We start from the raw sequence: 12539 nt of genomic DNA, 5'->3' as shown, positions 1-12539 counted from the left end.
AGGATGCCGTTTCAATCCCTAACGCTTGTACTTACTAATATTTGGTATTAATCAAAAACTTTGTCTAATACTTTTTGATGACGTCTTTTATATCGTGCGCTTGAACCTGCCGCTGGTGCCGAATGGTATCCTCTCGATGCACACTCTAACCTCGCTAATTCAAAACGTTCAACCATATATCCCCAAGACCCCATATTTTTAGGTTCTTCTTGCGCCCAAACATAACGAGTTACATTCGGATATTTATCCATTACCTCTTTAATCTGATCGTTATGTAACGGGAATAATTGCTCTATTCTTACCAAAGCAACATCATCTCTTTCTAATCGCTCACGTTCTGCTAATAAATCGTAATAAAATTTACCAGTACAAAATACCATTTTTTTAACTTTTGAAGTTTCAATAGTATCATCTATTACTTCTTTAAAACTTCCGTTGGCTAAATCTTCAATCGGATTTACCGCTTTTGGCAAACGCAACAAACTTTTTGGCGTAAAAACAACCAATGGTTTTCTAAAATCACGTTTCATCTGACGACGTAAAATGTGATACATATTTGCAGGTGTAGAACAGTTTGCTATCGTCCAGTTATCAACTGCTGACGATTGTAAAAAACGCTCTATCCTTGCCGATGAATGCTCTGGCCCTTGCCCTTCATAACCATGAGGTAATAACATTACCAATCCGTTTTGCAATTTCCATTTATCCTCTGCTGATGATATATATTGGTCGAACATAATTTGCGCTCCGTTGGCAAAATCACCAAACTGAGCTTCCCAAATAGTTAAGGTATTTGGTGCTGCCATTGCGTATCCGTAATCAAATCCTAAAACTCCATATTCAGATAAATGAGAATTAAAAATCGTCATTTCTCCTTTATTCTTCGGATTTGTGTTTAATAAGTTAACACGCTCTAAGGTTTCTTCATCACGCATAATTGCATGACGGTGCGAAAAAGTTCCTCTTTCTACATCTTCTCCCGAAATTCTAATATTAAAACCTTCTTCTAATAAAGTTCCGTACGCTAAGTTCTCGGCAGTTCCCCAATCTAAGGCATTTTCTTCAAAGACCATTTTATCACGACCTTTTAAAATACGTTCTGCTTTTCGAACAAATTTATGTCCTTTCGGAGTAGTAGAAATTACTTTAGCAATACCTTTTAAAGCATCAACCGAATAAGTAGTATCTACCGATTGTAGCATTTCTTGTAATTGCTTACGTATAAATCCGTCCCAAACTTCAGGCATAAATTCCTGAATTTTAGAAGTTGTTTTTGCTTTCGATTCTATAAATTCTGCTTCTAAATGCGATTTAAACTCATCGGTAATTTCTTTTACATAATCAGCCGAAATAGTTCCTTCATCAATTAATTTAGTTGCATATAATTCTTTCGCATTTTTGTGCTTAGAAATCGATTTATATAATTTAGGTTGTGTAAAACGTGGTTCATCTCCTTCGTTATGACCGTATTTACGATATCCTAATAAATCAATATAAATGTCTTTTTTAAATCTCATTCGGTATTCAACAGCCATTTCCATTGCATGACAAACTGCTTCTGCATCATCTGCATTAATGTGTAATACCGGAGATAATGTTACTTTTGCTACATCGGTACAATATGTACTTGATCTCGCATCTAAATAATTGGTTGTAAAACCAACCTGGTTATTTACCACAACATGAATTGTACCACCTGTTTTATACCCATTTAAGGTCATCATTTGTGCTATTTCATACACAATCCCTTGCCCTGCAATTGCGGCATCACCATGTACTACAATTGGTAAAATTTTACCATTATCACCTTTGTAATCTAAATCTACTTTTGCCCTAACAATACCTTCTGCTACGGCTGCTACGGTTTCTAAATGTGATGGATTTGGCACCAAATTCATCTTCATTTTTTGTCCGCCTTTATAAGCTTTACTTAAGGTTAAACCTAAGTGATATTTTACATCTCCATCAATATCTTGGTCTTCGAAATCTTTACCTTCAAACTCGCTAAATAAATCGCGAACGGGTTTTTTAAAGATGTTTACCAAGGTATTTAAACGACCACGGTGTGCCATTCCTAAAACACATTCTTCAACGCCGTATTTTTCGGCAGCATCACGAAGTGCTACACTTACACCTGGTATTAGAGTTTCTCCTCCTTCAACAGAAAAACGTTTTTGACCTACGTATTTTGTTTGTAAAAAACTCTCGAATGTTGAAGCTTGATTTAATTTAGTTAAAATGTATTTTTTGGCTTCTAAATCATAATCTGGATGATTATCATTTTTATTAAGCCTTTGTTGCCACCATTTAAGTTCTTCTGGATTTCGCAAATACATATATTCAACACCAATACTATCGCAAAAAATTGCTTTTAGGTGTTTTATTATTTCTGCTAAAGTTTTGGCACCGATTCCTAAAATTTCACCAGCACTAAAAACTTTTGACAAATCTTTATTTGATAGCCCAAAATTTTCAATATCTAAAGTAGGCGAATATTTTCTTCGATCGCGTACAGGGTTTGTTTTTGTAAATAAATGCCCTCTTGTACGGTACCCATTTATTAAATCGATTACCAAAAATTCTTTACGTACTTCTTCAGGAATTTCAACTTCTACCTCATCATCTGTTAACGAATAATCTTCATTAGCTAAATCATAACCTTGAAAAAAACTTCTCCAACTTGGTTCTACTGCATCAGGATTTTTTTGATATTGCTCGTACAAATCACCTATAAAACCTGTATGTATTGCGTTTAAGAACGAAAACTTGTCCATATATTTTGTTATACTTTTCTATCAATAAGAATAATGGATACAAAAATACAACTTTTACTAAAAACCAGCCTTTTTTTTATGCTTATTTTAGGGATTTTAGTGATATTATACAGATAATGCTAACTATGCCTAAGACTATACATTCTTAAAATAACGCTTTAAAAATCAGGGGCAAGCAATTTTAATTCAATATTTTATTAAAAAAAATTTGCAGATATTAAAAAACCCCTTAAATTTGCACTCGCATTTTAAAGCAATAGCGCTTAAAATTCCTCCTTAGCTCAGTTGGTTAGAGCATCTGACTGTTAATCAGAGGGTCCTTGGTTCGAGTCCAAGAGGAGGAGCTAAAATGCCAAAGGCAACGTAGCAGCCGATAATTGCTACAACATACATATTTGTTCTACATGAACATTCCTCTTTAGCTCAGTTGGTTAGAGCATCTGACTGTTAATCAGAGGGTCCTTGGTTCGAGTCCAAGAAGAGGAGCCATAAAAAAGAAGTCTAACAGCAATGTTAGACTTTTTTTATACAGTAATACAAATTAAACCCCTTACCCAACTGGACTAAAGGTGACATAAAAAAATCACCATTCTTTTTAAAACATCAAAATTACTGCATTATGCAGCTTAATTTTGTGCACGAAAAACAGCAGCCATAGGTCAAAAACTTGCACAAACCTCTTTTTAGACCAAAAAGTGCACGTGCATAAAAATGTTTTTAGCGCAGCACTAAAAAACATACGTAAAGACCGCTTAAAAGAATCTTGTATAGCACTTTTTTATCAGCATTGTCAAGTAAAAAATATCGTAATTACCCAAAAATCAGCCAGTTACAAGTTTTTGTTTTAAATCTTCTTCACCGCTGTTTTTTATACGTAAACCAACTATCGTTTAATGATAGTTTTTAACTATATTCGAAAAGCAAAATTTACATAATTATGAATCGCATAAAAGAGGTGTTGGTACAAAAGGGATTAAAACAAATTTGGCTATCTAAAGAGCTGGGCAAAAGCTACAATATGGTATTATCATATACCACTAACAGACGACAACCAAGTGTAGAAACCTTATACAAAATTGCTGATATTTTAAATATTAGTGTGAAAGATTTGCTGATTGATAATAAAAAAACTGCTTAAAGATACAATGACTGAAAATAAACTAACTTTAGAAACTCTAGAATCTTGGCTATGGGATTCAGCAAACATATTACGCGGAAGTATTGATTCCTCAGATTTTAAAAATTACATATTCGGACTCTTATTCTTAAAGCGCTCTAACGATGTATTTTTAGAAGAAGTTGCCACAATTATGCAACGTGAAGGTATTTCTCGTGAAGATGCCGAAGATGAAACCTACTTTCAGCTACCAACAGAAGCTCGCTGGGAAACCATAAAAAGCCAAACCGAAAATATTGGTGTGGCACTCGATAAAGCTTTTGCTGCTATTGAGCGTGAAAACACCAGTTTAGAAGGCGTAATGACTGCCACCAAGTTTGGTGATAAAGAGAAGCTAAGTGACGAGCTTTTACAACGTTTATTGCGCCACTTTAACCAACATTCGTTAGCCAATGCACATTTAAAATCTAACGACCTTTTGGGCGATGCTTACGAGTATCTTATTAAAATGTTTGCTGACGATGCTGGTAAAAAAGGAGGCGAATTTTACACCCCTCGTGGTGTGGTACAACTTATTGTAAACCTTATAAAACCGCAACCAAAACATAGTATTTACGACCCAACGTGTGGCTCTGGTGGTATGTTAATAGAATCGGCACGTTATATAGCACAGCAACCTAACGGAAAAGTAGGTAATAACATTAATGTAAGCTTAAACGGACAAGAAAAAAACTTGGGTACCTGGGCCATTGGTAAGCTAAACATGTTACTGCATAATTTTACAGATGCCGATATACGCAAAGGTGATACCTTAACCGACCCAAAACACCGCAATAACGACAACGAACTGCAATTGTTTGACCGTGTTATTGCAAACCCACCTTTTTCTATGGATGGATGGTGGAGCCCAGCAGAAGCCAATATTGTTGTAAAACTCGATAAAAACGGAAAAGAGAAAAAAGTAACACCCAACTATAAAAAAGAAGTTAGCGACCCGTACGGACGTTTTCAATACGGAATTGCACCTCGTGGTTATGCCGATTTAGCTTTTATACAACACATGATTGCCGTTTTAAAAGAAGACGGAAAAGCGGGTGTGGTTTTACCGCACGGTACACTATTTAGAGGCTCTACTGAAGGTAAAATTAGACAGGCACTTTTAGAGGCCGATTTAATTGAAGCTATTGTAGGCCTACCTTCTGGCTTATTTTATAACACGGGCATACCAGCCTCGGTATGGTTGATAAATAAAAATAAAACCGAAGCCAAAAAAGGGAAGGTAACTATTATTGATGCCAGCAGCGATTTTAAAGAAGGGAAAAACCAAAACGAGTTATTACCCGAACACATTAAAAAAATTGTAGCTACCTACGATGCCAATACTGAAGTAGACAAATACATGCGTATTGTTGACTTAGATGAAATTGCCGAAAACGATTACAACCTAAACATTAGCCGCTATATAGACACCAGCGAACCCGAACCCATTATTGATGTAAAAGCGGTACAAGCTGTTTTAGCTGATTTAGATATACAAGAAGCTGATATTGATGACAAATTGAACGAGTTTTTAAAAGAGTTGGGAATATGATAAATAAATTTAAAGATTCTCGTTTAGGAAAAATTCCTAAAAGCTGGGAAGTTGTTCAACTAGAAGATGTTTGTATACCCAAGCAAGGTATGAGAAGAGGGCCTTTTGGTGGAGCTATTAAGAAAGCTTTTTTTGTAGAGAAAGGATACCAAGTATATGAGCAAAGAAATGCTATTTACGATGATTTTGAAACTGCTCGTTATTTTATCGAAGAAGATAAGTACAATGAACTAAAAGCTTTTAAAGTTGAAGCTAATGATTTTATTGTAAGCTGTTCTGGAACAATTGGTAGAATTGCAAAAGTCCCAGAAAATTTTAAAAAAGGAGTTATTAATCAAGCATTGTTGAGGCTTAGGTTAGATAGAAATATAATAACAGACAATTACTTTTTACAACAATTTCGTTCTGAGCCTTTTCAAAACAAAATAACTGATTCAACTCAAGGTGGAGCGATGAGGAACTTAGTTGGAATGGCTGAATTTAGAAAAACACTTCTTACACTCCCACCACTCCCAGAACAACAAAAAATAGCAGAAATATTAAGTACGGTAGATGCTAAAATTGATGTAATAGACCAACGCATTGCCCAAACCCAAGACCTTAAAAAAGGGCTCATGCAGCGTTTGTTAACTAAAGGCATCGGCCATACCGAGTTTAAAGAGTCACCGCTTGGGGAAATTCCTAAAAGTTGGGAGGTGAAAAACTTAGATGATTTTACTGATGAAATAACAGATTATGTTGCTGCTGGAAGTTTTGCTTCTTTAAAAGAGAATGTAAATGTTTTTACAGAATTAAATCATGCTATTTATGTGAGATTAACAGATTTAAGAAAAGGTTTAGGTCATTCAGAGCAAAAATATGTTGATGAAAAAAGTTATAATTTTCTTTCAAAATCAAATCTTTATGGTAATGAAATATTGTTTGCAAATATTGGGGCAAATGTTGGTGAAGCGTGGATGATGCCAGAAATTAGTAAAAAAGCGACTATTGCACCGAATATGATTGTAATTCGTGCAAATAATAAAAATATTGTTTCAAAGTATTTACATGCTTATTTATCTTCTTCAATAGGATTAAGACAAATTGATAAAATTATTGCTGGTAGTGGACACCCAAAAATTAATAAAACTGAGTTAAGAAAACTCTCAGCAATATTACCCCCAAAAGAAGAACAAACCCAAATCGCCAATATTTTAAGTACGGTAGATGCTAAACTAGACGTTTTACAAAACAAGAAAACCCACTACCAAGACCTTAAAAAAGGTTTAATGCAGCAGTTATTAACGGGTAAGGTTCGGGTAACGGGTTTAATTAAAGAAAGGGTAGAAGTATGAGTAAAACATATAGTTTATATATAGATGAAAGTTGCCATTTAGAAAATGACGATTCTGCTATTATGTGTATTGGTTATACTAAAATTAAGCACAAGCATTATCAAGAATTAAAAGATAAAATACAGCATTTAAAGCGTGTACATAAGTCGCCAACCGAAATTAAATGGAATAAATTATCGTACTCTCGTATTAACTTATATAAAGCGTTAATAGATTTTTTCTTCGATAATAAAATGGAATTTCGTTGTGTATTAGTTAAGAATAAGAAAAATCTAAATCACCAAAAATTTAACGAAGGCGACCATAATACTTTTTATAACAAAGTAGTATTTCTATTGTTGAATAATCGATATACTAATCCGCTAGGTTTTAATTATCGGGTTTTACTAGATATAAAAGACACCAGAGGTAAGCAACGCCTAAATGAACTTGAATATTATTTTAATAAAAAGAATAAAGGCGATGAATCCTTTGGCTATTTTCAACACATACATTCAAGCGAAAATGAATTTTTACAATTAACCGATTTGTTTATTGGAGCCATCACCTATAAAACACGTAAAGAACACGAAAAAGAAAACGCTTCTAAAGTAAAACGTGAAATTGTAAGCTATTTGGAAGAAAAATCGGGTTATTCATTGGATGACGGAACAATTCCATGGGAACCAAAGTTTAATATTTTTGATTTTCAAATAAGCGGGTCCTAATGAATTTTGATAATTTAACCGACATAGATGATGAGTTTGATGTTCTGGATGAATTGGAAGATTTATTTGAGGAGCTTTCAGTAGATGGACCAACCAATGAACAGCTAAATAAGATGTATGCTACTTTTTTAGATGACATTGTTAGAAAACCGTTAATAATAAAAGGCATTAAACTCTCTAGTAACCGAAAGAAATCAAGACATCCAGTTTGCAGAGGAAAGTCGCAAGGGTTTGAGCATATTATTACGAGAGAAAGCAAGCATAATAAAAGGCGCTATTTTGATAACCAACGCGCTAATAAAATACATTGGATTAAGCCTATAATAGAAAATGTAAATGACCCAAGAATAAAATATTTTGAAGCTGTTAATGATAAAGGTTTCAATCAATTGTTTTATTGGTACGAAGAAAAAAACTTTATAGTAATTGTAAGAGAAATAAATCCGCAATTGATGTTAATAACTTCGTTTTCAGTAGATACTCAAAGTAAAAATAAGTATAAAGATGCGTACTGGAAATATAAAGAATAAGGGTAAAAAAAAACCCCACTTCGTAAGCGAGGCACGTATCTTAAGGCAATACGAACGAAGTAATCAAGTTACCAGCCATGTCCTCTACCCTTTGGGTATTGACACGGCAAATATATTATAAATTGTTAATAAATCAATAAACATTAACATTATTTAACCAAGAATAAGGTTTTTTTAGCCGTGTTTTTGGCTTGTAAAAATCTGTTAATCATTAAATTAGACGTGATAAAACCGCAAGGCTCGGTACATGTCTTGATGTATCGAGCCTCGAAACACTATCCCCCTAATATGGAAGGAAGTGCGTAACAAAATTATAAAAAAAATTATATCGGACATTCTATTGGACAAATAGTGTTTATTTATTCAAAAGTGTCCGATATAATCAAAATAAAGAGTATCTGAATTGGTTTTATCGACCAAAAACAGATAAATAACGAACAAATGGTCGATAAAGTGGTCGATATATGGTCGATAAATAGTTTTATAAATTAAAAAGATGAGTCAGTCACCCGAATACATACATAGCGAGTTACCAGCCATACAATTGTTACAACAATTAGGTTACCAGTATTACGATGCTAGTAAACAAGACGAGCGTGAAGCCATTACCGAAGTGGTTTTAAAAAACAGATTATTAGCAGCTATTAAGCGCATTAATCCGTGGATAAACGACAACAACCTAAACAAAGCATTTTTAGAGCTAACCACCGTAAACGGTGCATCACTCATGGAAATAAACCAAAAAATTTGGGAATTGTTACGTGGTGGTAATTATGTTGTAAAACAAGTAATAAATGGTGATGAGGTATTTAAACCCGTACATTTTATAGATTACGCTAATCCAGATAACAACGATTTTTTAGTGGTAAACCAGATGTCTTACCATAATAGAGTTGGCCGAAAATCACGTCCAGATTTAGTAGTATATCTTAACGGATTACCTATTTCGGTGATAGAATGTAAATCACCAAAATCTAATAATGCTTGGGATTCTGCTTATAGTGATTTAGTAGAATATCAAGACCTCAACGAAAAACTATTTCATTACAATCAAATTTGCGTAGGTATTTGGGGTGAAAAAGGAAAATACGGAGCCATCAATGCACCTCAGCAATTTTATTCGGTATTTAAAACATCAAAAGATGATACCGAAATTATAGCACAAGCCCAGCGTGAACAAGATAAATTGTTGTTGGCCTTATTTAAAAAAGAACGACTGCTAGATATTATTAGGCATTTTGTACTGTTTGAATTAGATGAAGGACGTACCATTAAAAAGCTACCAAGATATCAGCAAATAAGAGCTACCAATAAAACTATCGAACGCTTACAAGCGGGCGAAGGTGGTGTTGTTTGGCATACGCAAGGAAGTGGTAAATCGTTAACCATGGCGTATGTAACCAGAAAATTACAAGCGCAAGAATTCGGCTTTAAAAACCCGACCGTTATGGTTATGACCGACCGTAAAGATTTGGACCGCCAAATAACTACTACTTTCCGAAACGTAGGTTTAAAAAACGTAAATCAAGCCAATTCTGTAGTAAATTTAGACAGTTTACTACGCAACGATTATGGTAGTATCATAACCACCACTTTACAGAAATTTCAAGAAACAGATACCGAAGCAACTACTACCAGCGACCAAACCGAACTGGAAGAACGTGGCAATCTGCTTATTGAAAAACACTTGGAAGGCAAGAAGCTTATTAAAATAATAAAAGAACTTCAAAAGGGGAAATGGGTTGAAATTGAACGTCAAGAAATTGAGCTAGAAGAACTATCTAAAAAAGAAAATTTATACATTTTAGTAGATGAAGCGCACCGAAGTCACTACGGTTTTTTAGCGTCGTTTATGCGTACCGTATTACCAAACGCTAAATTTGTAGCCTTTACAGGAACACCAATATCTAAAGAAGATAAATCTACCTTAGGCGAATTTTACGGTGGTGAATATATAGATGTTTATACTATTACCGAGGCCGTTGCCGATGGTGCTACGGTAGAATTATTTTACGATGAAGGTATTGCAAAGCTAGATGTTAAAAAAGAAGAGTTAGACAAAGAATTTGAAGAAAAATTTGGCGATGCTCATGAAGATAAAAAAGACAAACTAAAAAAAGAAGCATTACGCAAATACCAACTATCTGCCGAACGTATCAATGCCATTGGTAAACACATGGTAAATCATTATACCAATAAAATTTATCCAGACGGACATAAAGCAATGATAGTTTGCAGTGGTCGTGAAGCAGCTATAAAATACCAGCAAGTATTACACCAATTAAAAGAAGAAGGACTGCATAATTTTGAATCGAAAGTAGTGGTAAGTATTGGCTCACCAAAAAGTGATGCCATTGCAAAAGAGTACTACGAAACTTTAGAGTGGAACAAGAACAACCCAACAAATAAAAAACCAGTTTGGGTTGTACCACCAGAAGCTATTAAAGATGTAACAGACGATTTTAAAATGCCTTTTGGTAATGAAAATGACACTGAAAAATCGGGTAAAAAACAATACGATAATACGGCTTTTATTATTGTTAGTGATATGTTACTTACGGGTTGGGATGCACCAATTACATCGTGTTTATATTTAGATAAACCACTAAAAGAACATAATTTATTACAAGCCATTGCACGTGTAAATCGTTCAAGAAAAGGAAAATCGGGCGGTTACATTGTAGATTATAATGGTATTACAGCCTACTTGGTACAAGCCTTAGAAATATTTTCTGGTGATATTCGTCCAGACGATATTTTAAAGAACCTCAATGAAGAATTACCAAAGCTAGCCATGAATCATACCAAGTTGGTAGATTTTTTCAAACCAATGAAAATTGATAGAAACTACAAGCGTAATGAATATATAGATGCTGCGGTTCGTTTTATTGAACCAATTAATAAACGTGACGATTTTAAGGCGATTTTAAAAGATTTTAACAAATCGATTAATATTGTGTTACCAAACACAAAAGCCATGAAATACCAAGACGATTTTAAACTGTACAATGAAATAAAACTACGCGCTAAAAATGCGTTTCCAGATGATGATGAGCTAAAAATTAGTAAAGACGAAAGCAAGATGCTGCAAAGCATGATTGATACGCATTTAAAAGCCGAAGGTGTTGAAAATTTACTAGAAGAACCTATTTCTATTATTGACAAAGAAAAGTTTAAGGAAGAAATTATGAACGCATCACCAGCTACCAAAGAGCTGAAAATGCGAAATAATTTAAAACATACCATTAAAGTCGGTATAGATAAAAATCCCGACTTTTATAAACCATTAGCGCAGCGTTTAGATGAATTACTAAAGATGAAAAAAGACGAGCGCATTACGCAAACGGAATTTCTTATAGCAATGACATCAATGCAAGATGAAATTATTGAAGAACAAACCGAAGGCGAAGCCAAAGGTTTTTATACCGAGCAGCAACGAGCAGTTTACAATTCAATGAAAGTGTTGTTTAATGAAGATGCCGAAGATGCGACAAAAACATTGTTCGATTTAATTAAAGGCGAATTGGATATTGTAGGCTGGCAAGCTAAAGGTAGAGTACAAAAAGATATTGAAAACAAAATCATGCGTTTTCTAAAAACGAAGTTAGAGCGCAACGAAGCAAAGACGAAAGCCAAAGAAATGGTAGACGTATTAATAAAAAATAAAGATGCCTAGCGTTACCTACGGACATAAAACCATTGATTATACAGTTCTGGAAAAAGAACAGTTAAAATCGCATTACATTACCGTAGAAAAAGGTGCTGGTGTAGTGTTGAAAGGTAAACTGATACCAGAAACTACTGCCGAGCAATTAATTTTAAAAAAAGCCAAGTGGATTCTTGATAAATTGGAGTTGGTCAGCTCAATTGGCAATGAAGATATCGTAACTGGAACTCGAATTCAATACTTGGGTCGTAAGTATTATGTTGAGGTAATAAAAAAAGAAGGTGTTGAGGTAATTACGATAGATTTTACAGAATCAAAATTTAAAGTATATGTACCTCAACATTTAAATAACCAGCAAACTATAAAAAAAGCTTTTAATGATTTTATAATTGTCAAAGCCAAAGAAAAAATTGCACCACGAGTGCGAAAATGGTCTAAAAAAACGGAATTACAGTTTAACGAACTGAAATTTAGGCAACTTGAAAAACGCTGGGGAAGCTGTACACCATCCAATAATATTATTATAAATGTTGATGCTATTAAATTGCCGTATTCGTTAATAGATTATCTTATTGTACATGAGTTGGTGCATACCAAAGTAAAAAGCCACTCGAAGGAATTTTGGGCGGAACTATCAAAACACATTCAGAACTGGAAAGAATTGGACGAACGCATGTATGGAATGAAATTGTAAAACAGTTCAAGACAACAAACGTATTTTTTCTTTTATTTTTTCTATTTCTTTTATTACACATATATCCTAATAGATAGAACTGCCCGAAAATGTTAACTTTGTTATTATAATCAGCTAATTTGAAA

At 34.0% G+C, this 12539-nt stretch carries 8 protein-coding genes and 2 tRNA genes; 9 read left to right on the top strand and 1 reads right to left on the bottom strand.

Annotated elements, in window-relative coordinates:
* Positions 1-47: 47 nt before the first annotated feature.
* Entirely contained in the window at positions 48-2774 is a 2727-nt protein-coding gene (locus ACN5J5_RS06865) for a 2-oxoglutarate dehydrogenase E1 component (RefSeq protein WP_418644190.1), read from the bottom strand.
* A gap of 270 nt (positions 2775-3044) precedes the next feature.
* On the opposite strand from ACN5J5_RS06865, the gene ACN5J5_RS06860 reads away from it, so the two are divergent.
* The 9 genes from ACN5J5_RS06860 to ACN5J5_RS06820 all read left to right on the top strand — a co-directional run bounded on the left by ACN5J5_RS06860 (position 3045) and on the right by ACN5J5_RS06820 (position 12414).
* Positions 3045-3118: transfer RNA gene (locus ACN5J5_RS06860), tRNA-Asn, on the top strand.
* A gap of 68 nt (positions 3119-3186) precedes the next feature.
* Positions 3187-3263: transfer RNA gene (locus ACN5J5_RS06855), tRNA-Asn, on the top strand.
* A 448-nt stretch (positions 3264-3711) separates the two neighbouring features.
* Positions 3712-3912, top strand: coding sequence for a helix-turn-helix transcriptional regulator (locus tag ACN5J5_RS06850; RefSeq protein WP_260584809.1), 201 nt, complete (start codon positions 3712-3714; stop codon positions 3910-3912).
* Positions 3913-3919: 7 nt separating this feature from the next.
* Positions 3920-5482, top strand: a complete 1563-nt coding sequence (locus ACN5J5_RS06845; protein ID WP_418644189.1) for an N-6 DNA methylase — start codon at positions 3920-3922, stop codon at positions 5480-5482.
* Positions 5479-6816 (top strand): restriction endonuclease subunit S, encoded by a 1338-nt coding sequence (locus ACN5J5_RS06840; protein WP_418644188.1) that lies wholly within the window; start codon positions 5479-5481, stop codon positions 6814-6816. The genes ACN5J5_RS06845 and ACN5J5_RS06840 overlap by 4 nt, the downstream gene beginning before the upstream one ends.
* Positions 6813-7523, top strand: a complete 711-nt coding sequence (locus ACN5J5_RS06835; RefSeq protein ID WP_418644187.1) for a DUF3800 domain-containing protein — start codon at positions 6813-6815, stop codon at positions 7521-7523. The genes ACN5J5_RS06840 and ACN5J5_RS06835 overlap by 4 nt, the downstream gene beginning before the upstream one ends.
* Entirely contained in the window at positions 7523-8053 is a 531-nt protein-coding gene (locus tag ACN5J5_RS06830; RefSeq protein WP_418644186.1) for a hypothetical protein, read from the top strand. Before ACN5J5_RS06835 ends, ACN5J5_RS06830 begins: the two co-directional genes overlap by 1 nt.
* 496 nt (positions 8054-8549) lie before the next feature.
* Positions 8550-11729 carry a type I restriction endonuclease subunit R gene (locus ACN5J5_RS06825; protein ID WP_418644185.1) on the top strand — a complete coding sequence of 1060 codons (3180 nt, stop codon included), beginning with the start codon at positions 8550-8552 and terminating at the stop codon, positions 11727-11729.
* On the top strand, positions 11722-12414 hold the full coding sequence (locus tag ACN5J5_RS06820; protein WP_418644184.1) for a M48 family metallopeptidase: 693 nt from the start codon (positions 11722-11724) through the stop codon (positions 12412-12414). Before ACN5J5_RS06825 ends, ACN5J5_RS06820 begins: the two co-directional genes overlap by 8 nt.
* Positions 12415-12539: the final 125 nt, after the last annotated feature.

It is taken from the genome of Tenacibaculum insulae, from assembly GCF_964512435.1.
In the GTDB taxonomy this organism is placed as follows: domain Bacteria; phylum Bacteroidota; class Bacteroidia; order Flavobacteriales; family Flavobacteriaceae; genus Polaribacter; species Polaribacter insulae_A.
Note: the sequence above shows the minus strand (reverse complement) of the source record. Positions and strands in the feature narration are given on the sequence as shown.

Bases quoted from the DNA above. Each gene is read 5' to 3' on its own strand.
- ACN5J5_RS06865 (WP_418644190.1), bottom strand. From the start codon at position 2,774: ATGGACAAGTTTTCGTTCTTAAACGCAATACATACAGGTTTTATAGGT.
- ACN5J5_RS06850 (WP_260584809.1), top strand. From the start codon at position 3,712: ATGAATCGCATAAAAGAGGTGTTGGTACAAAAGGGATTAAAACAAATT.
- ACN5J5_RS06845 (WP_418644189.1), top strand. From the start codon at position 3,920: ATGACTGAAAATAAACTAACTTTAGAAACTCTAGAATCTTGGCTATGG.
- ACN5J5_RS06840 (WP_418644188.1), top strand. From the start codon at position 5,479: ATGATAAATAAATTTAAAGATTCTCGTTTAGGAAAAATTCCTAAAAGC.
- ACN5J5_RS06835 (WP_418644187.1), top strand. From the start codon at position 6,813: ATGAGTAAAACATATAGTTTATATATAGATGAAAGTTGCCATTTAGAA.
- ACN5J5_RS06830 (WP_418644186.1), top strand. From the start codon at position 7,523: ATGAATTTTGATAATTTAACCGACATAGATGATGAGTTTGATGTTCTG.
- ACN5J5_RS06825 (WP_418644185.1), top strand. From the start codon at position 8,550: ATGAGTCAGTCACCCGAATACATACATAGCGAGTTACCAGCCATACAA.
- ACN5J5_RS06820 (WP_418644184.1), top strand. From the start codon at position 11,722: ATGCCTAGCGTTACCTACGGACATAAAACCATTGATTATACAGTTCTG.